Source organism: Paenibacillus sp. UNC496MF, assembly GCF_900113915.1.
GTDB classification, from domain to species: Bacteria; Bacillota; Bacilli; order Paenibacillales; family Paenibacillaceae; genus Paenibacillus_Z; species Paenibacillus_Z artemisiicola.
On the sequence record NZ_FORE01000009.1, the window covers coordinates 142,288 to 165,910 of the forward strand.

Genomic DNA, 23,623 nt, shown 5'->3' on the forward strand with positions numbered 1-23,623 from the left:
TTGCCCGAAGCGTCAAGGGGACGGCGCGTCGGCGATCCCGATGTCGTCCAGCATCACCTTGCCCCGGTCGCTCGTGAAGTAGAACGTCGCCCGCGACAGATGCTCGGGCTCGAACGCGGGATTGCCGGCCCGGAACCGTTCGAGCGGCAGGCTGTACGTCTGGAACACGGGCTCCGTCGGATCCTTGTACTTGCCGTTCATCACGCGCTTCTCCATCCACGGAAACAAAGTGAAGTGCGTGTACGGCAGCGGCGTAACGGCCTTGAACGCGGAGAGCGGCATGCGCACGGCCGCGCCGTTGCGGCTTTCGAACTCGACCTCGATCTCCGGCAGCGGGATGCCCGTGCCGCCGTTCTTGGCGCCGTCCCCGTCGAAGCCGGGCAGGTCCCTCTCCAGATTCGTCATGTTGAAGACGAACTCCTGCGGCTCGCCCCCGGCATGCAGCGCGTCGAACGTCGCCGGCAGCCGCAGCGCGTAACTGCCGTCCCCCTGCTTCCATTCCAGCACCGCGCCGCGCGTGCCTTTGTCGTTGCCGTCCCGGTCCTCGGCCGCGGCTTCGGACCACCGCAGGCGCTCCGCCGACGCCGTGACCCCGTTCGTCAGCTTCGCCTTGTCGTAATCCTCGTCGATGCGCGCCAGCGCCACGAAGCTGCCGTCCTCGTAGCGGTTCAAGTACGTCGCCTGCGGCAGCCACGCTTCGCCCGCGCGGTAATCCTGGAACAGCCGCCGGTAATCCCCGCTGTCGTGCAGCGCCGTCTCGAGGAAGGCCGAGACGTATACCTTCGCGACCTGGCGCTGGTCGTCCGCGTCCATCATTTCGTCCTTCCGCAGCAGCAGGCCGCCCGGCAGGCTGTCGTCCATCGTCCCCCAGCTCGTGTTGAACCGGCTGTGATTCGCCTCGCCGATGTAGAGCGTCGCTTTGAACCGGTCCGAGCCCGGCGAGAAGCTCGACCGGATGTATTGGCGCTCGCCGCCGAACGTATCGACGTCGCCGTCGCTCGCGCCTTGAAGGGACAAGTAGTACGTATTCTTCAGCTGCGCCTTCTGCTTGTCGACCGTCGTATCGGTCGGCGCGATGGCGACGACGGCCTGAATATGGACGGCGTGCAAGCTTGCGAGCGTCTTGTCCGCGGCGAACCACTTGCCGCGGTCCGCGGCCATCGCGACCGCTTGGCCCCCGCGGGAATGGCCGATCAGCGCAACCCGGTTTAAGTCGACCCGTCCGTAGAACGGGCTGTCCGCCTGCCGATCGAACGCTTCGATTTGCTGCAGATGCTTGAGCAGGATCCACGCCCGCACCTTCATGTCGTTGTCGGGGATGTTGCCCCAGAAGGAATAATTGAGGAAGTTCTCGTCGACCGAGACCGCGATGAAGCCGCGGCTCGCCAGCATCTCGCCCAAGTACGCGTAGCCGTCGTCCGAGAACTGCTCCATCAGGTGGTTGCCGTGCACGATGAGCACGAGCGGGAACGGTCCGCCGCCCTCCGGCATCCAGACCCGCCCGTTCAGGGGAAGCTTCGTCTCGTCGAAGCCCCAGAACAGGCTGCGCAGCCACTTCCAGCGGTGAATGTACGCCGAAGCGTCGACCGTGTCCGACTTGAGCGCGGCGCCCGAGCCGAATTCGCTCCGCTTCGCATCCGTGCCGCTGCCGTACGCGAACGTCTTCACGGCGTACGTTCCGTCCGCGGCCGGGTTGTCCGCCGCGAGCCGCGCGACGTCCGGTTCGCCCGCGATCAGCTGCGCGTCCGCCGGCACGTCGCCGTACACGTTGAACGGCCAGCTGTCGAAGGTCAGGCCCGACAGCGTGATCGCGACGATCAGCGCCGCCTTGAGCGCCATCGGCACCCGCTCGCTGGCCAGCGCGCCGATGAAGAGGCCGCCGGCGAGCCCGATGCCCGCGACGATGGCGGCGAGCACGACCGACATCCAGTCGCCGAGGTTCGCTTTGTCCCCGACGAACCAGAGGGCGAACGCGGCAAAGGCGAGCGCCCCCGCCGTCAACCGCGGAATCGGCGCGTACGCGAGCGACAGCAGGTACGCGATCGCCAAGCCCGCGGCCGCCATGCCGACGGTGCCGAGCAGCACCGCGACCGCGGCGTCGAAGACCATGCCGATGCCCGTCGGCATGCCGAGCGCCGTCGCGACGAGCACCGCGCTGAGGGCGAGCCATAGGCCCGCGACGGCCGCGCGCCAGATCGGCGTATCGAAGCGGAGCGTCGCCCGGCCGCGGCGCAGCAGCCAGGCCCAGATCCGCTTCATGGCCGGATCCCGCCCCGGCGGAAGCGGCAGCGGCGCGAGCGGCGTATTCAGTTCGAGTTCCATCTGCGCTCAGCTCCTCGTCGTCCAGGCTTGTCGTTTTTATGGCCGGAATAGCCCTGTTAATCGAAACGCGCGGAATCTATAGCAATCTTTGGCCGGTTTATTCGCTTTGAATCTAGTGATCCGCTTCGAATCTATTCAATCGCACCGCATCTATGCCATCGCTTGGAACCAAACGAACGCGCGGCGCATCCATTCGATCGCGCCGGCGCGCGAATCTCGCATTCTTCGATTATACGACGGTTCCCGGCCGCGACCAAGACGCAGTTGTTGTCACGCTTGGGAATCGAACCGGACGGTGACGCACAAGATTTCGCTTCGGCTTCCGATCCGGATCGGCGGTCCCCACGTGCCGAAGCCGCAGGACACGAACGCGTGCAGCGCGCCGAACGCCTTGTACCCCCAGTCCAGCTCGAAGATCCGCCGCGTGATCCAATGGTTCGGGGCCATCTGGCCGCGGTGCGTGTGGCCGTGGAACGACACGTCGATGCCCGCGTCGGCGATTTCCCGGATCGCCGCCGGCTGATGGTCCATGAGGATGCGCGGCTTGCCGTCGTCCAGCCTTGCCGTCAGCTCCGCGACGGATGCCCGTTCGCGGTCGGTCTTGTCCTTGCGGCCGATCAGGTGGAAGCTGCCGGCGATCGAGACGGTCTCGTCGAGCAGCACGGGAATGCCGAACCCGCGCATCGTTTCAATGTACGTGTCGATGCCGCCGCCGTAATATTCGTGGTTGCCGAGCACCGCGTACGTGCCGTACGCCGTCCGGATTTGCGCCAGCCGGCTGCCGTCGTCGCGCCGCACGAACGGCTCGACGTCGTCGTCCAGCACGTCGCCGACGAGCAGCGCCACGTCCGGCCGCAGCCCGTTGATGCGCCGGACGAGCCGCTCCAAGTGGCGGCGGCCGACCGTCGTGCCGAGGTGAAGATCGGACGCCGCCGCGATGCGAAGCTCCTTCAAGGCGCCGCCCGGTTTCGGAACCGTGACCGCGTATTCCCTCACGACCGGCGACCACGCGTTGCGCGAGCCGAGCAGCAGGATTCCGAGCAGAAGCAGCGTCACGGCGCTTCCGATATAGAGGATCGCGCCGGCGTTCGAGACCCCGAACGCGCGCAGCGGCCAAGCGGCCAGATCCGCGAAAGGCAGCAGCAGGACGCTGTATTGGAAGGCCGCGATCCAATACGACCCGGCCCATTTCAAGCCGAGCGCGGCGAATGCCGGCAGCCGGCGGCGCAGCAGCCTGGCGAGCAGATAGCCGAACGCGAGGACGAGATACGCGGGCCAGAACGTCAAGCCGTACGCCAGCCCGGACGCGCCCGTCAGCTCCCCGATATACAGCTGCGCGTGCCAACCCGCGTATAGTTGCAATCCTACGAACAGCAGCAGCATTAGCATTCTTCTGACCCTTGCCGGCAAGTGGCGCATCGCCCGCTTCACACCCTTCCGATTCGCTCGAAACTATCGATTCCGTCTATCAGACGGCCTATTCTATTAGTATAGCGAGTCGGGGACGGAAATGCGACGCGCGCGCAAAAAAGCCGGCTGCGTCCTGCGTGCAGCCGGCCGGCAGCCGGAAAGGCTATTCGCGTGTCCGCGCCCCGCCCCGGTCACCGCGTCTCCGCGCGGCAAGCCCGGGGCGTAGAACCGAACCGCTTCTTGAAGGCGCGTTCGAAATGCGGCAGCGTGCCGAAGCCGGAGGCGAAGCAAATCTCCGTCACGGGCAGCCGCGTCGTCATCAGCAGCGACTTGGCGAACCGCAGCCGCAATTCCTGGACGTACGTCTGGAAGGTGACGCCCGTCGCCTTGCGGAAGCATTCGCTGAAATAGTTCGGCGACAGGCCGCAGCTGGCGGCGGCTTCCTCGAGCGGCAGCGGGTCGCGGAAATGATGCTGGATATGGATGAGCGCCTTGCGGACGGCCGGCGCCACCGGCCCGTCGCCGCCCTGAAGGCCGCCGCCTTCCTGCCGCGCCCGGCTGCGCCGGGACAGTCCGACGAGCAGCCGTTCGACGCTGCCCTGCACGAGCAGGTCGCCGCCCGCCTTGCGATCGGCGGACTCCTCCCAGATCAGCGCGAACTCCCGCTCCGCCGCCTCCGTCTCCTCCGGACCGTAATCCGCGGCATGACCGCCGCCCTGGCCGAACAGCAGCGCCAGCAGCGGTTCCCGGATGCCCCGGTCGGTGAAGATGAGATCGTACAGCCGCAGCGTCTCGCCGGGATCCGGCTCCAGGCTGTGGAAGTCGGCCGGCGTCAGCAGAAACGCCGAGCCGCGCGCGAGGCGCGAAGGGACGCCGTTCAGGACGTGCGTGCCGCTGCCCGCGACCACGAACCCCATTTCGAAAAATTCATGCCAATGCGTGTCGATGCGGCCGTCGACGTGATGCCGGAACAGCCGGACGGGCGCGGACAGCGTCATGTAGCTCTCGTTCATCAGCCTTTCGGGTCCGACGTATGCCTGCATGCCTCACGCCTCCTTCGTCCGTGCCGTATTGTCCGCGGGGCGCATCGTCCGATGTTCGCCCAACCGCCGCAGGATAGGCGTTGTCCTTCCATAGTAAGCGATGTAGCGGTTGGCAGGGAAGCCGTTTTTTCGCCGCCCGCGCCGTTGTCCGCATCCGCCGTTTCAGGCGTTGACGAACGGATTGCCGGCGACGTCTTTTCCTCGGGCCAACCAAATTTTGAAGCCCGGGTTTTTCTCGGGAAGAACCTTCGCCTCCGTGGAGAAATACCGCATCGTATAGCCGCAGCGGCGGTACGGGCTCTTGTTCGGCGTCGCGCCGTGGATGATGCGGGAATCGTGAATGGAGCACTCGCCGGGCTCCAGCTCGAAATAGACCGCCCGCGATTCGTCGATATTTTTGATCTGCGTGGCGAAAATATTCTCGTCTTCGCTGACGGCCTCGTAATCGGAAAATCCGTTCTTGTGCGTGCCCGGAATGACGCGCATGCAGCCGTTCTCCTTCGTGCTGCGGTCGATGGCGAGCCAGACGGTGGCGATCTTGTCGAAGCGGTCGAGCCGGCCCTTCCAGTACGCGGAATCCTCGTGCCATGGGGTCTGCTTGCCGATCAGCGGCTCCTTGCAGATGAAATGGCTGGACCAGAGCCCGATGTTCGGTCCCAAAATCGGTTCGACGAGGTCGAGCACTTCGTCGGCCAGCAGAAACTTCAGCAGCCGTTCGTCGCGAAAATGCGGCGTGTCGAGCTCGCTGTTGAGCCGGCGCCCCACCGTTTCCCACTGCTCTTCGAAGATCGCGGACAGCTCCGCCTGCTTCTCGGCATCGAACAGCTGATTCCGGTACAGCGCATAGCCCTGCGCGTCGTAATGGTCCACGTCCGCCTGCGTCAATTTGCGGTTTGCGAGGTTTGACATATGTTCCGCCTCCCTGGATTGCGGTTTGCCCGCGATGCTACGGCGATGCCGTAACGGTATGGCTTCATTATCGCGCGATCGCGGCGGAAGCGCTTTACATCTTCACCGATAAAGTATGCTTATTTTCGGATGGCCGAAAAACCGCAGCCGGGCCGGCTGCGGCCGTTCGCGAACGCCGAAGCGACGCGGAGATTATCGAAGCGGACTCAGTGGTACGTAAACTCGCCGACCTCCACGCCGCACGGACCGCCGTCGGGATTGCCCTCGAGCACGAGCTCCGTGCCGTCGGCCTTGTACAGCGGATTGTAGTGGACGTTGATCGCGGTCGCGGACGCATTGGCGTAATGGCAGATGAAGGCGCGGCGGAACCGGTCCTTCGTCTTGTTGCGGTACGAACCGTGAATGAGGTTGCCGTTGAAGAAGAGCACGTCCCCCTTGTCCATGACGACCGGCATGACGACGCCGTCCTTCGGCGGCTTCACGTAATGGCTCGTGAACGATTCCCGCGTATCCGCTTCCTCCGGGCAGGAGATCTCGTGCGCCTGCGTCTTCGGCACGACGAGCAGCCCGCCGTTCTCCTCGTACGCCGGATCGACCGACGTCCAGGCCGCGATGCAGTTGCCCGGCTCCACCTTCAGGTAGAAATTATCCTGGTGCAGCGCCTGTCCTCTCGAACCCGGCGGCTTGTAATAGAACATGCTTTGCGCCGCGTAGGCTTCTTCGCCGTACAGGTCGGCGAGCACCGCCATGACCGGCGGATGCAGCATGAATTTCTTCGCCGTTTCGTTGTAGCGGTGCGGATGCATGACGCGCGGGTACCGCTTGAGCGGATCGGCGGCGTCGCCCTTCAAGTCCGGCTCGAAATAGCCGGGAATCGTCTCGTGGCTCAGCTTATCGAACGTTTCCGTGATTTCCGCCAGGTCCTCCGGCGCGAACAGACCTTTCACGATCAAATAGCCTTCCGTGTCGAAGCGGCGCTTCTGCTCTTCCGTCAGCGCCCGCAGTGCGTTGGCCATTGCCCTATCCCTCCATACCTGATCTCGAAGCGATGCGCTTCCCTTGCCTTCATTGTAGTCCCGCCGGCGGCGAAGCTGAAGTAACAATCATGCTAAAAACTCCATCGATCCTGCTATAATGGCAGTAATCTGGTTTTCGGTCGAAAGGAGAAGGAGCATGAGCGCCAAACGGATTCATCCGCCGTCCGTCATCAAGGAACAGGGCGAATACGCCGTGATCGCCGGACATTTCAATCATCCCGACTCGTACGCCATCCGGCGGCCGGAGGGCATGGGCGATTGGCTGATGACGTACACGATCGACGGAAGCGGTTGCTTCGAGATCGACGGAATCGAACGATTCTGCCAGGCCGGGGACGTCACGCTGATGCAGCCCGGCGTGCCCCACCAGTACGGCACGCGCAAGGGCGGCCGGTGGCACTTCATGTGGGCGCATTTTACCCCGCGCATTACGGAGACGAGCCTGCTCCCCGGCGACAAGCTGATCGTGCACGCGATGGACAACGAATCCGCTCGCCGGCGCGTCCGCTCGGCGTTCGACCGGATTTTGGCGGACGCCATCGAACGGGGCGCGTATTGGGGCGAGCTGTCCGAGAACGCCATCCGCGAAGTCATCCTGCTGCTCGCCCGGCGTCTCTCGAAGCCGTTCGACCCGCGGATCGAGGAAGTGCAGCATCTGCTCGTCGCCCGCATGCGCGAGGCGGTGCGGATCGAGGACTTGGCCCGGGAGGTCGGCTTGTCGGCATCCCGGCTGGCCCATCTGTACAAGGCCTCGACCGGCTCGTCGATCATCGATTCGCTGAACGGCATGCGGATCCGCCAGGCGGCGGTGCTGCTCGAGCATTCCGGGCGCCAGGCGGCGGAGGTCGCGGCCGAGGTCGGGTTCCAGAACTACAACCACTTCCTGAGTCAATTCCGCAAACGGTTCGGCGTCAACCCGCGCACGTACAAGCAGCAGGATCACACGTAAGCGAAAAAGAGCGCCTCGCCGGCCAAGGGATTTCCCTTGGCCCGGAGAGGCGCCCTTTGGCGGACAAGCCGGTTTAGGCGGCCACGGACTCGGTTTTCGCGGCCAGCAGCTTCTTGCGGATCATCAGCGTGAACGGAATCGCCGCCACCGCGATGAAGGTCGCGATCAGGAAGACGTCGTTGACGCTCATCGTGAAGGATAGCAGCGGGATCGACTGCGCGTTCCCTTCGCCGCTCTGCGTCAACTCGGCCGCGTGCGTCAGCGTATGGGACGCGAGCAGCGAGGTGAAGAGCGCGATCGCAAACGAGCCGCCGACGTTCCGCACCCAGTTCGTGACGGAAGACGCGTGGCCGACCATCGACGGCCCGATCTCTTCCATGCCGGCCGTGCTCGTCGCGGCGGCCGCGAACGACACGCCGAGATTGCGGACGGCCATCCACAGAATAATATAGATATGCGAGCTGCCGGCATGGAGCTGCGTCATCTCGTAGCTGCCGAAGATGATGAGCACGAGGCCCGCGAACGTCATCCATTTCGCGCCGACGCGCGGATAGATTTTGCCGGCGATCGGCATCGCGAGCGCCATGATCAGCGAGGACGGCAGCAGGATCAGCCCGGTGTCCATCGCCGTCGTCTGCTGCACGTTCTGCAGGAAGAGCGGCACGAGCAGCGTGCCGGAGTACAGGCTGATCGTGATGATCGTATTCGCCACGAGCGTGATCGAGAAGCGGTAGTTGCCGAACACCCGCAGATTGAGCAGCGGGTTCTTCGACCGCAGCTCCAGCGCGATGAAGGCGATCAGGAAGACGACGCCGACCGCGAACAAGCCGATCGTCTTGCCGGAGCCCCAGCCCCATGCGCGGCCTTCGCTGAGGGCGACGAGCAGGGAAGCGCTGCTGATCACGACGGTGAAGAGGCCGAGCTTGTCGAGCTTCGACGGCGAGCCGATCCGGTAGCTCGGGATCATGACGGCGATGAACGCGATGGCCAGGATGCCGATCGGCACGTTGATGAAGAACAGCCAATGCCAGCTGAACTGTTCGATGAGCCAGCCGCTGATCGTCGGGCCGAACGCGGGCGCGAGCATGGCCGACAGGCCCCAGATGCTGACCGCGAACGGCTGCCGGTCGCGCGGGATGACTTGGAAGATGATCGTCATCGTCGCCGGCAGGATCAGTCCCGTGAAGATGCCCTGCAGGATGCGGAACACGATCAGCGATTCGATGTTCCACGCGAACCCGCACAGCAGCGAGAACGCGACGAAGCCGACCATCGCGTACAAATAGACGTTTTTGAAGCCGAACTTGTCGCCGAGATAGCCCGTGAGCGGGGCGATCGTGCCGAGCGACAGCATGAAGCCGGTCAGCGTCCATTGGACGGTGCTCAGGCTCGCATGGAAATCGCTCATGAAGATGGTCAGCGCGACGTTGATCGTGCTGATGCCCAGAATGCTGAGGAACGCGCCGAAGAAGATGGCGATCATAATAGGCCAGAAGCGGACGTTCGCTGCGGACGGATTGCTCATAACGTATGGTTCTCTCCCTCGCTACATGGTAATGGCTTTATAAGCGCTACGCCATTTTGTAGACCGATCATACACCAACGCCTAGATAAAGTAAACTCATTTTATCGATTTTAGTTTAGTTAGGCTAGATAGTTTATTTCGTATGCCGGATTGTGTATACTTACACGTAAGGAAAGTGAGTGTGAGCGCTTAATGGAAACGACCAACGACACGCAAAGCTGCCGGTATACGGACGAGACGATCAAGAACAAGTACGTGGCCAAGCTACTCCATCCCGTGAAGTCGAACGGCTTCCAGAGCCTTCGCATGGACGACATCGCCAAGACGATGGACCTGTCCAAAGCTACGTTGTACAAATATTTTCCGTCCCGCGATGAAATCATAGATCACCTGTCCCAGCTGTTCATCCGGTACATCGTCGGTTCCGAGAACCAGTTCGAGTCCGGCAGTCTGGACGCCTATGTCAAAGGCTTCAAGTCTTCGTTCGCCCAGACGCTGCTGATCGCGAACTACGGCACGGAGGCGTTCTTCGGCGATCTTCGCGAGGTTTACCCCCAGCTGATGGCCGCCATCGACGTCGCCGTGAGCGAACGGAACGACCGGCTTCGGCAGTTCTGCGAACGCGGCATGGCGGAAGGCTTTTTCCACGAGGCCAACGCGACGCTGCTTATCGTGCAGGATGAGCTCATGTTCCGGCATTTGCTGGATCCCCACTACCTGATGCGGCATAATCTGACGCTCCGGGGCGCCGTGGCCGATTATTACGCGATCAAGAAACGGCAGCTGTTCAAGCCGGACGTCTACGAGCAGGTAGACGACTCCGGCATGGCGGAGCGGTTCGAGCAGCTGGTGCGCAAAGTGACGTACGGCGTGTATTAGCTGCCTTATCGCCGTCGGCGGCGATGATCGACCAAGCGGCGAACGCGACAAAAAGCCTCCAATTCTTCGGCGGAATTGGAGGCTTTTTTACATTCGTCGGCCGGACTCCGGTCCCGGGTAGCTACCCTTTAGGCGATCCCGTTGCCTTCTTGGGCTTGCTCGGCCTGCTTTTCAGGTCATGCGGGTTACCTCATCGCCTTCTTGTGCCTAACCGGGCTGCTTTTCTGCTCATGTAGGTGATCTCTTTACCTTCTTATCGCAAAAATGGCTGCTTTCCGCTCATGAGGGTTACTATGTCGCCTTCTTATGATAATTCGAGCCGATTTCAGCTCAAGAAGGTTGTCCCGTCACCCGCTTACGATGATTCGCGGCTGCAAGCACGCCTAAAACGTCGCGCAAAAAAGCCGTCCCAAGCCCTCGGCTCCGGGACGGCCTTATGCGCGAAAACCATGCTTTACTCCGCTTTCAAGCCCGGCGCCGCAAGCCCGGTTACCCGGACTTCCCGTGCCGGACCGCCGACGCTTCCGGCATCCCGCTCCGCGACGACACGCGGTTGCGCGCGCGCTTCGCTTCGTACAGGCATTTGTCCGCGTCGGACACGAGCGCTTCCTCCTCGCTGCCGAACGCCGGCACGACCGTCGCCACGCCGAGGCTGATCGTCACGAAGCGGCTGACCTTCGAGTTCGCGTGCGCGATTTCCTTGCCCTCCACCTGCGCCCGGAGCGTCTCCGCGAGCGCCGCGGCTTCCGGTCCGTCCGTGCCGGGGAGCACGACCGCGAACTCTTCGCCGCCGTAACGGGCGACGAACCGGTCCGGCTGCTTCAGCGCCGCGCGAAGCAGCGACGCGACCGTCCGCAGGCACATGTCGCCGCCGAGATGGCCGTACGTGTCGTTGTACGCCTTGAAATAATCGATGTCGAGCAAAATGAGCGACAGCGGCTCCTTCCTCAGCGCGTGCCGGTTCCATTCCGCGCGCAGCTGCTCGTTGAAATACCGCCGGTTGAACACGCCGGTCAAGCCGTCGAGCGACGACAGCTTGCGAAGCTCGTCGTTCGCTTCCTGCAGCTTCGTCTGAATCGCGATCCGGCCCGTTATGTCGGACAGCGAGACGAGCACGCTCCGCAGGCGCCCGAACCCGTCGAGCACCGGCGAACAGTTGCAGGACAGCATGACGCGCTCGCCGTCCGGCCGCTCGAAGACGTATTCGTAGTTGGACACCGGCCGTCCCGTGCGCATGACGAGCGACACCGGATACGCCTCGGGCGCGAGCCGCTCGCCGTCCAAGCCGTAGATATTCCAAGCCGGATCCCGGAAAGCCCGTCCTTCGATCGACGTCTTCGACAAGCCGAAAATATCTTCCGCCATCCGGTTCGCCATCGAAATCATCCCGTCTTCCTCCACGACGATGATGCCGGAAGGCACCGTCTCGATGATGGTGACGAGCCGCAGACGGCTTTCCCGCGCGGCCTGCTCCAGTTCCTTGCGCGAAGACACGTCCTGGAAGTAAACGGACAGCCCCTCCCGCGACGGATAAATCCGCATCTCGTACCAGGCGTTCAACCGCGGGAGAAAGGCTTCCGCCGAGACCGGCGTCCGCTCGTCCGCCGCCTTGCGGAAGCCGTCCGCGAGCGCGGCTTCCGCCGCTTCCGGAAACGCCTCCCGGAGCGGCCGCCCCAGCACCGCCGAACGGTCTTGTCCCAGCATGCGCTCCGCCTCGCCGTTCACGTACGCGAGCGTTCCGTCGTTGTCGAACGCCATGAACGCGTCCGTGATGCTTTCGAGCACGCTGCGGATGCGCGCCTGCGACTCTCTGTACGCGGCCTCGGCTTCCTTCAGCGGCGTAATGTCGCGCGTGACCGACACGACGCCGCTCGGTTCCCCGCCGTTGCCGCGCAGGGTCGAGTACGACGTCTGAAAATGCCGGTCCGCCCCGTCCGCCTGTCCCGATCCCGGAACGGTCCATTCGACGACGGACGCCTTTTCTTCGAGCGCGAGCCGCTGCGCGTCCTCGTGCAGGCCGGCGTTGAAGGGATCCAGCACCTCGCGGATCGTGCGGCCTTCGTACCGGTTCCGGAACAGCCCGCCGTCATGGACGACGGTGCGCCCGTGGATCCCCGTCTGCTTGAGCTCGGCGTCGTACGTCGTCACGACTTCGTCCATGGAGCCGACGATCAGCCGGAACCGCTCTTCGCTCGCTTTCAGCTCCTGCTCGACCTTCCGCTGTTCCGTGATGTCGATGCCGATGCCGATGATAAGGCGCGCGCCGCCGGGCTCCTGCAGCATCGTGTTCGACCAAGCGATGAGCCGCCGCTTCCCGTCGCGCGAGCGCCAATGGTTCTCGTTCGCCGTGCTGCCGCCGTCGGCCAGCAGTCCTCGCAGCCGCGCTTCCACGTCCGCCCGTTCTTCGTCCGGAATGAGCTTGTCGTAGATGGAGGCGCCCCTCAGTTCGTCGAACGCATAGCCCGTCGCCAGCTCGCAGCTGCGGTTGAACCGCAAAATATGGCCGCGATCGTCCAGAACGACGATCAGCGACGCCGCCGTGTCGACGATGGAGGCGGCGAAATTGCGCTCGCCGCGGAGCGCCTCCGTATGCTCGAGGACGGTGTCGGCCATGGCGTTGAACGTCAGGCCGAGCTGCCGGAACTCGACCGTCGAGGCTTCCAGCGCGCCCGGCTCGATCCGGTAATGGTACCCGCCTTCGCGGATATGGCGCACGCCGCGGAGCAGGTGGTTCACCGGCATGGCGATTTTTTTGGACGTGCGCAGCATGACGAGCACCGCGGCCAGCATGGCGAGCAGCAGGAACAGGGAGGCGTATTTGAGCTCCGTATACAGCGAAGCGTACACGTCTTTCTTGGCGGCTTCCCCGACGATCAGCCAGCTGCCGTCCTTCGTCCACCGGTAATCGCCGTACACCGGGATGCCGCAATAATTGTCGTACGAACGAACCGTCCCGATGCCCGCCTTGGCATCGGCCAGCAGCCCTTCGCCGATACGCACCGGCTTGTCCGAGCCGCTGCCTTCGCCCGTGATGAGCGTGCCGTCGCGATCGACGAGATAGGTCTGGCCCTGCTTCCCGTACGTGAACCGGTCCAGCAGCTGCTCGACGGTCGTCAGCTCGACCGCGCCCATGGCCACGCCTTTGAAGGTCCCGTCGTCGCCTTGGACCGGCACCGCGAAAACGATGATGCGCGTCCCGTCCTTGAGCGAGCGCAGCACGTCCGAGACGGTTTCCGTCCCTTGCTTGGCTGCCGCGAAGTAATCGCGGTCCCCGACGTTCAGCCCTTCCGGCGTCGAGCCGTCCGGCCCGACCAAGCTGAGCGACCGGAATTCGGCGTGATTGCGCTGCATGAGCGCGATCAGCTCGTTCGCGTTCGCGGCATCCCCGTCCTTCAAGGCGGGATAGTTCGCGACGACGCGGATGTCCGACAGCCGGTCGCCGAGCCATTTATCGATGAACTGCTGCTGGAGCAGCAGCGTTTGCTGCAATTGATGGTGAATGTTTTGGCGCTGGTTCACGAACTCGATGTACGAAAAAATGAGCGTGCACGCGCAGCCGACGATCAGGACGAAGACGAGGCCGAGCGAGCGCAGCTTGTCGTTCAGCGTCGGTTTTCGTTCGAAGAGGGGCATGGCGTTCATGCGGCGTCACTCCCTTGCGGATGGCTGCCCCTTACTGCTAAGCGGCGAAACTGATAAATTCGACAAAAATCCGGTAATTCCTCTCGCTCGCGCCGTTTTCTTGTCGTTTTTTGTCCGAAAAAGCAACAAAAAACCCGCCTAAGCGGGTTTCGGTGCGCAGCGCGTGCCGGTACCGGCCGGCTGCCGGACTAATAAGGGAAAACGGGTCATACGACGCCGGATGGCGCCGACCGTCACTTCTCGCAGGCGACGCCGTCGCCGTCCCCGTCCATTTTGGCGCTGTAGCCGGGGTCGCCCCGGCGGAGCGGCGCCTTGCCCGCGGCTTTCGCTTCCGCGCAGCTGCGGAAGACGGCCGCGCCGCTCTCATTCGGCGCTTCCGCGTCGGCGGGCGCTTCCGTCGGAGACTCGACGGATTCGTCCGGCGGCGAGCCGGCGGTGCCGCTCGCGATGCTCGGGGCGATCGGCGCGAACGCCGACGTATCCGTCCACATCGACTCGAATTGCCGCGCGAACGACTCCGCGACCCCTTCGTCGCGCAGCACCATCAGCACCTCGTCGTTATCCGTGCTGGCGGCCTTCGAATAGTTGAACGAGCCGGTCGTCGCGGTTTTGCCGTCCGCGATCGTCATTTTGAGATGCATGAGCCCGCCGTGCGTGTTCAGCTTCATCGGAACGCCCGCGCTGCCGAGCAGCTTGAGCGCCTCCTTCTGGCTTTTGCCCTGGGCCTGGATGCGGTCGGTGATCAGGCGCACCGCGACGCCGCGGTTCTTCGCGCGCTTGATCGCGTCGACGATATCCGGCTTCGTCAAGCTGTAAATGGCGATATCGAGCGTCCGCTCGGCGCCGTCGACGACGCCGATCAAGAGCTTCTCCGGCTGCTGGCCGGCTTGCGTGAACGCCCATTCCGCTTGGATTCCGTCTTGCCCGGCCGGGGCCGTCGCCGAAGGCGAAGCGGACAGCGAACAGCCCGCGGCGAACACGGTCAACAGCGCCGTCAGTACGATTGCGATGCGTTTCATGGCGCTCCTCCTGCTTGCGGGTTTCCCTTAGTTTACCACGAAACGCCCGGGGATCAACCTCGCTGCAGGCGGAACACGAACACGTCGGGCTCCGTCGGCATGCGGCTGCCGCCCGCCGGCTCGACGGTGAGCGCGATATGGTGCGCCTTCATCAGCAGCGCCTCTTTGACGAACAAATGCGCGCGGCTCGGGCGGTCATGATGCAGCAATCCCAAGTTGACGCGCCCCTCCCCGTTCACGGCCCAGACCTGCACGTCGTGCCCGTCGCTCGGCAGGAGCCCTTCGAGCATCACGTAGACTTCGCCGGACGCATCGTTGAACCAAATGTACCCCTCGCCCAGCTGCTCGAGCTCCGGCCGTACCTCGAAGCCCGCCGTCTGCGGGTCGTCGAGGAACGAAGCCGCCGCCGGCTCCAGCACGGCCGCGTCGACCTTGCGCTGCTCCGCCGGGCTCGGTCCGTGCCGGTACAGCCCCGTCGCGCACAGCAGCAGCACGGCGATCGCCGCGACGGCGGCGGCCGTCCGGCGGTGCGGCCGCAACGCGCGGCGGACGCGCAGCGCGGACGCGCGCAGCCGGACGTACAGCCGCAGCCGGCGGCGCAGCGTCTCGGACGGCAGCGCCGGTCCGGGCGCGCCCGCCGCCCGCGCGCGCCCGCCGCCCGAAGCGGCTTCAGCCGCGCGAGGCGCGCTCGCGTCCACGGCGTCGCGGCTCGCCCGCGCCCGTCCCGGCTCCTCGGGGCCGCCATTGGCTTCGCCGGCCACCCCGGGCGCGCCCGGCTCGGGCGCCGCGCCCGCAAGCAGCGGCGCCCATGCCGCGCGCGCTTCCCGGCAGCGGGCGCATCCCGCGAGATGCGCCGCCATCGCCTCCCGCTCGGCGTCCTGCTTGCCGCCGAGCAGCCAATCGATCCAATCCTCTTCCCGGTACCGCCTGCTGCAGGCGTCCTCCGAATACCGCGGCGCAGCGCTCATTTGCGCACCTCCCCCGTGCCGTCGTCCTTCTCGCCCGCCCAGCCCCGCTTCTCCAGCTGCTTGCGCATGTTGTGCAAGCCGTAGCGCACCCACGACTTCACGGTGCCGAGCGGCACGTTCCACGCGGAAGCCATCTCCCGGTGCGATTTCGCGCCGTAATAGCTGCCGACCACGGCCTGCAGCTGCCCCGCCGGCAGCGTGCCGAGCGCGTCCCGGACCGCTTCCCGCTGAATCCGCGACAACACCTTCTCTTCCGCGGCGGACGCCGCGTCCGGTATGGCCGTCTCGTCCCAGGCTTCCTGCCGGACGAGCTTCTTGGCGCGCCGCAGACGGTCCAGGCAGCGGCTCCGGGTCATCACGGCCACCCACGCTTCGACGGAGCCGCGCCCCGGATCGTAGCGGTCTCCCCGCCGAAGCGCTTCCAGAAAGACGTCGTGGCAGGCATCCTCCGCTTCCATCCGGTCGCCCAGCATGCGCAGCGCGATGCCCATGATCAGCGGCGCGAACGCGGCGTAGAACCGGTCGAACGCCTCCACGGAACCTTCGCACATGGCGCGAAGCACGACCTCCATGTCTTCGCCAGACTGACTCACGGCTGCCACCTCCTCGGAATGATCGCTGCATCCGTCCCGCCCCTGTCTTTATTTCGTTGTAGCAGAAATCGCGCCGTTCGGAAACAAAAAAATTTTTGCGGCCGGGTAAATCCAAACGGGCTTCCCGTTCGTACCGATGACGAAAAAGCTGCTCCGGGCAGCCATCAATTCCGTTCGAGGAGGGGATCGCATGCTTCGCGCATGCCGCAAACTCAGCATTCACGCACTGCTCGCACTCTGTCTCGCCTGGGGGCTCGTCTCGGCCGGCGCCGGGTCCGCCGCCGCCGCCGGCTCGGTCGAGCTGTTCACGCCGTATCTCGAGCTGTCCGCGCCGCCGGGCGACTCGATCTCCTATGCGATCGACGTCATCAACCGCGGCGGGTCCACGGCTTCCGTCTCCCTCGGCTTCGACGACAAAGGAAACAAGTGGAATTACGAGCTGACGGCCGGCGGCCGGACGGTCAGCCGCCTCGCCGTCAAGGCCGGCGAGACCCAGACCGTCAACCTCCAGCTCGACGTGCCGCTCGACGTGAACAAGGGCGCGTACGGCTTCGAGGTGAATGCCGGCGGCGTCACGCTGCCGCTCGACGTGCAGGTGTCGGAGCAAGGGACGTTCCGCACGGAGCTGACGACGGACCAGGCCAACATGCAGGGCCATGCCGATTCGACGTTCACGTTCAGCGCGACGCTGCGCAATCGCACCGCCGAGAAGCAAACCTACGCGCTTGCGGCGCAGGCGGAGCCGGGCTGGGACGTGACCTTCGCCGACGGCAGCAACAACGTCACGTCCGTCGAGGTCGATCCGAACGGCGAGAAATCGATCAGCATCAGCGTCAAGCCGCCGGAAACGGTCAAGGCCGGCTCCTACAAAATCCCGATTCAGGCCGGCAACAACGGCACCTCCGCGACCACGACCGTCGAAGCCGCCGTCACCGGCACCTACGACCTGAAGCTGAGCACCGCGAACGACGTGCTCAGCACGGACGTCACGGCGGGCTCGGAGCGCAAGCTGGACATGGTCGTGACGAACGCGGGCTCGTCGGATTTGAAGGGCGTCTCCCTGTCGGCCCAGACCCCGTCCGGCTGGGAAGTCGCGTTCGAGCCGGCGACCGTCGACAGCATCGCGGCCGGCGGAACGGCTCACGTCCAGGCGACGATCAAAGCGGATAAGAAGGCGCTCGCCGGCGACTATGTCGTCGACGTTACGGCGGCCGCGCCGGAGAAAAGCGCCGACGCCCAAATCCGCGTCGCCGTCAAATCCTCGGTGCTGTGGGGCTGGATCGGCATTCTGATCATTCTCGCCGTCGCGGCCGGCATTTACTACTTGTTCCGCAAATACGGGAGGCGGTAACCATGACGCAGGCACGGCCCCTAACGCCGGCATCGACGGACGGCGGACGCCCGATCGTCGAGCTCGTCCGGCTGACCAAGCGGTACGACGGCCAAACCGCCGTGAACGGCCTCAACCTGACCATCGCCAAGGGCGAAATCTTCGGCCTGCTCGGCCCGAACGGCGCCGGCAAAACGACGACGATCCTCATGATGCTCGGCTTGACCGAGCCGACGAGCGGGCGCGTCCGGGTATGCGGGCTCGACCCGGCCCGGCAGCCGCTGCAGGTGAAGCGCCGCGTCGGCTATATGCCGGACGACGTCGGCTTCTACGAGGACCGCACGGCGCTCGACAACCTCGTCTTCACCGCCCGGCTGAACCGGATTCCGGCCGGCGCGGCCCGCTCCCGGGCGCTCGAGCTGCTGGAGCGGGTCGGATTGTCCGACGCCCTGAACAAGAAGGTCGGCGCGTTCTCCCGCGGCATGCGGCAGCGGCTCGGCGTCGCGGACGTGCTCATCAAGCGGCCCGAGGTCATCATCCTCGACGAACCCACGCTGGGCATCGACCCGGAGGGCGTCCGGGAGCTGCTCCGGCTCATCCGGGACCTCAGCCGCAAGGAAGGGCTGACGGTGCTGCTGTCCTCGCACCAGCTGCACCAAGTCCAGCAAATTTGCGACCGGGTCGGGCTGTTCGTCCGCGGCGAGCTGATCGCCTCCGGGGACGTCGCGTCGCTCGCGGAGCAGCTCGACGACGACCGCGCCGTGACGGTCGAGCTCGACGTCGCCGGCTGGACCGCGGAGCTCGGCGAACGGCTCGCCGGCCTCGACGGCGTGCGGACCATCGCGAGCGAGCCGCTCGAGGCGGCGGGCGGCGCGATCCGCGTCTCGCTGCGCTGCGACCGCGACCTCGCGACGGCCGCGGCCCGCGCCGTCATCGAGAGCGGCGCGGACCTGCAAGCGGTCCAGCGGAAGCAGTACGGCCTCGACGATATTTATCACCGGTATTTCGAAGGAGGCGGTCCGGTTGACCGAAACATCGGCAAATCCTAACGCCATCCGGCGGAAGTTGGCCCGGCTTCGGGAATTCGCGCGCCGGCCCGGCGAGACCGGGCTCGACCCGGCCGCGCGCGGCACGGCCTCCCCGTTTTGGGTCATCGTCCAGAAGGAATTCGGCGACCATATGCGCAGCTGGCGCTTCGGCATCCTGATCGGCATCATCGCGCTCGCGTGCATCGGCTCGATCTACGCGGCGGTCACGGCGCTCAAGGACGGCGCCCGGTCGCAGGACGCCGACACGTCGTTCTTGTTTCTGCAAATGTTCACGGCCTCCGACGGGACGCTCCCGGCCTTCTCGACGTTCGTCTCGTTCCTCGGGCCGCTCATGGGCATCGCGCTCGGCTTCGACGCCATCAACTCGGAGCGGGGCAAGGGCACGCTCGGCCGCCTGCTGTCCCAACCGATCTACCGCGACGACTTCATCCGGGCCAAGTTCACCGCGTCGCTCCTGCTCATCGCGATCGTCCTGTTCGCGCTCGGCTTTCTCGTCATGGGCCTCGGCCTGTTCGCCATCGGCTACCCGCCGACGCCCGAGGAAGCGATCCGCGTCGTGCTGTTCCTCGTCGTCGGCGTCATTTACGTCGGCTTCTGGCTGAACCTGTCCATGCTGCTGTCGATCCGGTTCCGCCAAGCGGCGACGTCCGCGCTGTCGGGGATCGCGCTGTGGATCTTCTTCACGGTGTTCTACGGCATGATCGCGGGCATCGTCGACAAGGCGACGGCCCCGCCGGAGACCTCGGCGCTCGGGATCCTGCTCCGCCACGCGAACAACATGCTGCTGCTGAACCGTCTATCGCCGTCATACCTGTTCTCGGAGACGACCGGCACGCTGCTGACGCCGGGCATCCGCTCGCTTGGCCCGCTGACGACCGAGCAAGTGGTGGGCGCGATCGCCAGCCCGCTGCCGCTCGGCCAAAGCCTGCTGCTCTGCTGGCCGCAGCTCGTCGGCCTGCTCGCCGCGACCATGATCTGCTTCGGGCTGTCCTACGCGCTGTTCATGCGGCAGGAAGTCCGCTCCCGCGCTTGAGACGCGGTTCCCGCGGGCCATTTTCCCGTGATTCTATGCTTTCTATAATTTCAATGCTTCGCTTCCTATACCAAAAAGAAGCCATTGCCGACCGGCTGCCGCCGGAAAGCAATGGCTTCTTTTTGCGCGAAGGAGCGAGCTTAGCCCTGGTTGACGGCGCTCTCGTCCATATAGATGACTTCCCACAGATGGCCGTCGACGTCCTGGAAGCTCCAGGCGTACATGAAGCCGTGGTCCTGCGGATCGTTCGAGATTTTGCCGCCGGAGGACAGCGCCTTGTAGACGATCTCGTCCACTTTTTCGCGGCTGTCGGCGGAGATGGCCAGAATCACTTCCGTGCTCTTGCTCGCGTCGGCCACTTTCTTCTGCGTGAAGTTTTTGAAGTACGGCTCGGACAGCAGCATGACGAAAATATGCCCGCTCACGACCATGCAGGCCGCGTTCTCGTCGGAAAACTGCGAATTGAAGCCGAAGCCGACCTCGTTGAAGAACGTCACGGATTTTTTCAAATCCTTGACCGGCAAATTGATGAAAATTTTATCGGATTGAATACTCATTCTCGATCACCTCTTCGTCAGGATAGTGGATTCATTCGGCCAAGTCAAACGCGGCATCCGCCGATGTCGGTTGATCGTCGATTTTGTCGATGCCAGCCGGACGAACCTTTGGTATAATTCCGGTAACGCTTGCTTTTCAGGCAGAATGGCGGTCTATCATGAACTTCGTACTGGATCGGAACACGATTTTTTTGTCGCTCGTCCTCGGCCATCTGTTCACGGCGGGACTGATCGCCGGCTATTGGCGCCGGCACGGGCAGGAGAGGACGATTCGCGTCTTCATGCTCGCGAAGCTCGCGCAGGCGGGCTCGTGGTTCTTCCTCGTCGCGCGCGGCGGCATGCCGGACCTCGTCTCGGTCTCGCTCGCGAACTCGCTGCTGTTCGTCGGCTACGCGCTCGAGATGGCCGCGGTCCTGCAGCTGCGGGGCGCCTTCGGCCAGCCGGAGAAACGGCGGTACGCGATCATGACGGCCGTCAATCTGGCGGGGTTCCACGCGATTCTGCTGCTCGATAACCGGGAGTCCCTACGGATTGCGTTCGCGTCCGTCGGAACGGCCCTCCTCGTCGCCGGACCGGCGGTCCGCCTCGTGCGCGCAGGCGGCAAGTCGGTCCTGCCGCGCGCGATGGGCGCCTTCTATCTGCTGACCGTCCTGTCGCTGCTCGGCCGGGCGGCGGCCGCGCTGGCCGTCGGCGCGCCGATGGGCTTCTTCGCGCCCGGACCGTTCCAAACGCCGTCGTTCCTCGCGCTGTACCTGATCACGATCGCCGGCAATACCGGCTTTATTTTGCTGCTGCGGGAACGGGCGCATCGCGAGCTGCTCCGCCTGGCGCGGCACGACGATTTGACGGGCGCGCTGAACCGCCGCGCGTTCCTGGAGGGCGTACGGGAAAGCCTCGCCGGCTGCGCGCGGCGGAACGCGCCGCTCTCGCTGCTGCTGTTCGACGTGGACCGGTTCAAAACGATCAACGATTCGTACGGCCACGATGCCGGCGACCGCGTGCTCTTGACGATGTCGGCGCGCATCCGGGCGGTGCTCGGCCCGGACGACTTGTTCGCCCGGTACGGCGGCGACGAATTCGCCGTCCTGCTGCCCGGCCGGGACGAGGCGGAGTCGAGCGCGGCCGCCGAGCGCATCCGGGCGTCCGCGTCCGGCGCGGAGCCCGCCTTCACGATCAGCCTCGGCATTCTGACCGTCCTCCCGGACCGGGACACCCGGTGGGAGCCGCTCTATGCCCTCTGCGACCAGGCGCTGTACGCGGCCAAGCGCGCGGGGCGCGACCGCGCGTTCCGCGCCGAGCAACCGCAGCTTACGTCCTGATCCCGCTTCGCCGTCCGGTTACGGTCCCTCCGGGTCTTGTTCGTACAGCGCCCGCAGCCGACCTGCTTCCGCCCGCAGCCGCTCCCGCAGCGAAGCGGGCGTCTCCGCTTCCGCACGCATGATGGCTGCCAACGAATGGCGGCCATGCCGGCGTTTTTCCGCTTTCGCTATTGATAACGGCTTCCGTTGCGAATATAATGATAATGAAAATCATTATCAATTAATCACCGGAGGACTTCACGCTCATGAAGCAAGCCGTAGCCAAAGCCGTCGTGCTCGCCGTGCTTCTCTCCCTTGCCGCAGCCGGCGGTCCGGCCGGCTGCCGGCAGCCGAGGCAAATCCGGCGATGCCGGGACCTCGTCCCGGAAGACCGGCAAACCGGCCGGTTCCGGGCAAGCCGGTCCCGGCTTCCGCGACGGCGGCGCCTCCCGCCGGATCTAGACGCCCCCGGAAGACTGTATCGCCGCGGCGCCGCGAACGAACGGCTTAAGCCGAGGACGGCTCCGCGCCGCACGAAATCGCGCTTAGCGCGGAATCGTCCGCGGGCAGCCGGCCTTTCGGCAACTCGCGCGGCGCGTGAAGGCCGTCAACGTCATCCGATTCCGACTCGTCTGCCTTACGCCCGCGGGCAGCCGTCGCGCCGAATCCGTTTTGTTTCCCATACCGTTCCTGCGAGAAAGGAAGGAACGCCCATGATACCGCAAGATGACGAAGCGATCCGCGCGCAGATGCCGAACTTCGTCATGGGCGGCCCCGCGTCGACGCCGCTCGAAGCGGTCGGCCGGCTCATGTACCATTCCGGCATGCATGCCGGACAGATCTCGATGATCCGCAAACAGGCGAGCCTTCGCCGGGCATGACGAAAGAAACAAGGCGGTCCCGCGGCCGGCAACCGGCATCGCGAGACCGCCTTGTTCATTCCTTGCGCTCGAACACGACCTTGGACGGCCTTCGCACAAGCTCGCGTTCCGGCTCGACCATTTTGATCTGGATTTGCCTCTTGGACGCGCGGCCGGCGCCGGATCTGGCGGCTTTCGGCTTCGCTTTCGCATCCGGCCTGCCTTTCCCGTCGGACCTCCCTTTGCCGTCGGGCTTGGTTTTCTCGCCTGCCTTGCCCTGCTCGTCGGGTTTGGCTTTGCCGTCGGCCCTTGCCTTCCCCTCCGGCTTCGCTTTCTCCCCTGCCCTGGCCTCGGTTCTGCCGCCGTTCCTTCCGGGAGCGCCCGCCTTGTCCTTCGGCCTGCCCGTCTTCCCCTCCGGCCCGGCGCTCTCGGGCGGTTCGATCACGTTCCCCGTCCCGCTTCGGGCCAGCATGCCGTCCTGCCGGCGGCGCTCCGTGATGCGCGCCGGCTCTTCGAGCGGATTGCCCGCCAGCCGGGCGAGCTCCTCTTTCCCGATCGGTGCCTTGGCGACCGCAAAGTGATACAGGATCTCATCCACCATGTTCTGCTGCACTTCCATGAGTCCGATCCGCTCGGCCGGTTCGTACAGCGGCGACAAATACAGCGGGAAATAAAAAAACTCCATGCGCAGCAGCCGAAAATCGACCTCGACGCTCTCCGCGGGGATGAATTCCGGCGAAAACTGCGCCGCGGCGATCATGTCGCGATGCTGCTCCTTCGGCGTCAAATAATACGGCGTATACTCGTTGAACGTGCTGCGAACGCCCGGATTCGCGATATGAACGGCCGCCTGGGCGTGCGGCGCGACGATGCAGACGATCGCTTTGTGCCGGCAAACCCGGTAGATCTCCTTCATGAGGCCGCGAAGATCCTTCGCGTATTCCAGGCTGCGGCAGGCGAGCAGGAACGTCACGAAATCGTCCTCGAACGGCAGCGGGTCGTCGAAATCGCGGACGAGATCGGGCTGCGCGGCAGCCGAGGCATCCAGCCCGACGCAATCGCGGTGCTTGGCCGCGCCGCAGCCGAGGTCCACGCGCGCAAGGCGCGGGCTTTCCCGGTACGCGTCCCGGCGTTCCCCGTCCTTGGATTCATGCGCTTCGGCGTTCCTCGTTTCAGCCAACGTGATCGACCGCCTTTCGC

At 64.9% G+C, this 23,623-nt stretch carries 19 protein-coding genes; 7 read left to right on the top strand and 12 right to left on the bottom strand.

What is annotated here, in order from left to right:
* Positions 1-12: 12 nt before the first annotated feature.
* From BMZ79_RS16520 to BMZ79_RS16540, 5 genes are all read right to left on the bottom strand, one after another.
* Complete coding sequence (locus BMZ79_RS16520; protein WP_090641772.1) at positions 13-2,322, bottom strand: poly(ethylene terephthalate) hydrolase family protein; 2,310 nt, start codon at positions 2,320-2,322, stop codon at positions 13-15.
* A 270-nt stretch (positions 2,323-2,592) separates the two neighbouring features.
* The gene (locus BMZ79_RS16525; RefSeq protein ID WP_256252785.1) at positions 2,593-3,684 is read right to left on the bottom strand and encodes a metallophosphoesterase; all 1,092 of its coding nucleotides are present in this window, start codon (positions 3,682-3,684) and stop codon (positions 2,593-2,595) included.
* 239 nt (positions 3,685-3,923) lie between these two features.
* A complete protein-coding gene (locus BMZ79_RS16530; protein WP_090641774.1) occupies positions 3,924-4,775 on the bottom strand; it encodes a helix-turn-helix domain-containing protein in 852 nt (283 codons plus the stop codon).
* A gap of 162 nt (positions 4,776-4,937) precedes the next feature.
* Positions 4,938-5,684: a phytanoyl-CoA dioxygenase family protein gene (locus BMZ79_RS16535; protein WP_090641775.1), complete on the bottom strand. Its 747-nt coding sequence runs from the start codon at positions 5,682-5,684 to the stop codon at positions 4,938-4,940.
* Positions 5,685-5,890: 206 nt separating this feature from the next.
* The gene (locus tag BMZ79_RS16540) at positions 5,891-6,700 is read right to left on the bottom strand and encodes a phytanoyl-CoA dioxygenase family protein (protein ID WP_090641777.1); all 810 of its coding nucleotides are present in this window, start codon (positions 6,698-6,700) and stop codon (positions 5,891-5,893) included.
* A 157-nt stretch (positions 6,701-6,857) separates the two neighbouring features.
* Here BMZ79_RS16540 and BMZ79_RS16545 point away from each other — a divergent pair, with 157 nt between their 5' ends.
* Complete coding sequence (locus BMZ79_RS16545; protein WP_090641778.1) at positions 6,858-7,670, top strand: helix-turn-helix domain-containing protein; 813 nt, start codon at positions 6,858-6,860, stop codon at positions 7,668-7,670.
* Positions 7,671-7,743: 73 nt separating this feature from the next.
* On the opposite strand, the gene BMZ79_RS16550 is transcribed toward BMZ79_RS16545, so the two are convergent.
* Complete coding sequence (locus tag BMZ79_RS16550) at positions 7,744-9,195, bottom strand: DHA2 family efflux MFS transporter permease subunit (protein WP_090641781.1); 1,452 nt, start codon at positions 9,193-9,195, stop codon at positions 7,744-7,746.
* A 192-nt stretch (positions 9,196-9,387) separates the two neighbouring features.
* On the opposite strand from BMZ79_RS16550, the gene BMZ79_RS16555 reads away from it, so the two are divergent.
* Positions 9,388-10,074 carry a TetR/AcrR family transcriptional regulator gene (locus BMZ79_RS16555; protein WP_090641782.1) on the top strand — a complete coding sequence of 229 codons (687 nt, stop codon included), beginning with the start codon at positions 9,388-9,390 and terminating at the stop codon, positions 10,072-10,074.
* A gap of 489 nt (positions 10,075-10,563) precedes the next feature.
* Here the strand turns inward: BMZ79_RS16555 and BMZ79_RS16560 are convergent, their stop codons facing one another.
* The 4 genes from BMZ79_RS16560 to BMZ79_RS16575 form a co-directional block, all read right to left on the bottom strand.
* Complete coding sequence (locus BMZ79_RS16560) at positions 10,564-13,716, bottom strand: PAS domain S-box protein (RefSeq protein WP_090641784.1); 3,153 nt, start codon at positions 13,714-13,716, stop codon at positions 10,564-10,566.
* A gap of 233 nt (positions 13,717-13,949) precedes the next feature.
* Complete coding sequence (locus BMZ79_RS16565) at positions 13,950-14,735, bottom strand: phospholipase D-like domain-containing protein (protein ID WP_090642162.1); 786 nt, start codon at positions 14,733-14,735, stop codon at positions 13,950-13,952.
* A 53-nt stretch (positions 14,736-14,788) separates the two neighbouring features.
* The gene (locus BMZ79_RS16570; RefSeq protein ID WP_090641785.1) at positions 14,789-15,703 is read right to left on the bottom strand and encodes an anti-sigma factor; all 915 of its coding nucleotides are present in this window, start codon (positions 15,701-15,703) and stop codon (positions 14,789-14,791) included.
* A complete protein-coding gene (locus BMZ79_RS16575; protein WP_090641787.1) occupies positions 15,700-16,296 on the bottom strand; it encodes an RNA polymerase sigma factor in 597 nt (198 codons plus the stop codon). The genes BMZ79_RS16570 and BMZ79_RS16575 overlap by 4 nt, the downstream gene beginning before the upstream one ends.
* A 190-nt stretch (positions 16,297-16,486) precedes the next feature.
* On the opposite strand from BMZ79_RS16575, the gene BMZ79_RS16580 reads away from it, so the two are divergent.
* The 3 genes from BMZ79_RS16580 to BMZ79_RS16590 are packed head-to-tail and all read left to right on the top strand — an operon-like array spanning position 16,487 to position 19,708.
* Positions 16,487-17,647 (top strand): COG1470 family protein, encoded by a 1,161-nt coding sequence (locus tag BMZ79_RS16580; RefSeq protein WP_090641788.1) that lies wholly within the window; start codon positions 16,487-16,489, stop codon positions 17,645-17,647.
* A 2-nt stretch (positions 17,648-17,649) separates the two neighbouring features.
* A complete protein-coding gene (locus tag BMZ79_RS16585; protein WP_090641790.1) occupies positions 17,650-18,675 on the top strand; it encodes an ABC transporter ATP-binding protein in 1,026 nt (341 codons plus the stop codon).
* Complete coding sequence (locus BMZ79_RS16590) at positions 18,650-19,708, top strand: ABC transporter permease (protein WP_218154702.1); 1,059 nt, start codon at positions 18,650-18,652, stop codon at positions 19,706-19,708. Before BMZ79_RS16585 ends, BMZ79_RS16590 begins: the two co-directional genes overlap by 26 nt.
* 140 nt (positions 19,709-19,848) lie before the next feature.
* Here BMZ79_RS16590 and BMZ79_RS16595 read toward each other — a convergent pair whose 3' ends face one another.
* Positions 19,849-20,265 (bottom strand): VOC family protein, encoded by a 417-nt coding sequence (locus BMZ79_RS16595; protein ID WP_090641791.1) that lies wholly within the window; start codon positions 20,263-20,265, stop codon positions 19,849-19,851.
* A 158-nt stretch (positions 20,266-20,423) separates the two neighbouring features.
* Here BMZ79_RS16595 and BMZ79_RS16600 point away from each other — a divergent pair, with 158 nt between their 5' ends.
* Together BMZ79_RS16600 and BMZ79_RS34300 are read left to right on the top strand one after the other, a co-directional pair.
* Positions 20,424-21,584 (top strand): GGDEF domain-containing protein, encoded by a 1,161-nt coding sequence (locus BMZ79_RS16600; protein ID WP_143088973.1) that lies wholly within the window; start codon positions 20,424-20,426, stop codon positions 21,582-21,584.
* 692 nt (positions 21,585-22,276) lie between these two features.
* A complete protein-coding gene (locus tag BMZ79_RS34300; protein WP_177222163.1) occupies positions 22,277-22,444 on the top strand; it encodes a hypothetical protein in 168 nt (55 codons plus the stop codon).
* A gap of 55 nt (positions 22,445-22,499) precedes the next feature.
* On the opposite strand, the gene BMZ79_RS16605 is transcribed toward BMZ79_RS34300, so the two are convergent.
* Positions 22,500-23,603, bottom strand: coding sequence for a methyltransferase domain-containing protein (locus tag BMZ79_RS16605; protein WP_090641794.1), 1,104 nt, complete (start codon positions 23,601-23,603; stop codon positions 22,500-22,502).
* Between the last annotated feature and the right edge of the window lie 20 nt (positions 23,604-23,623).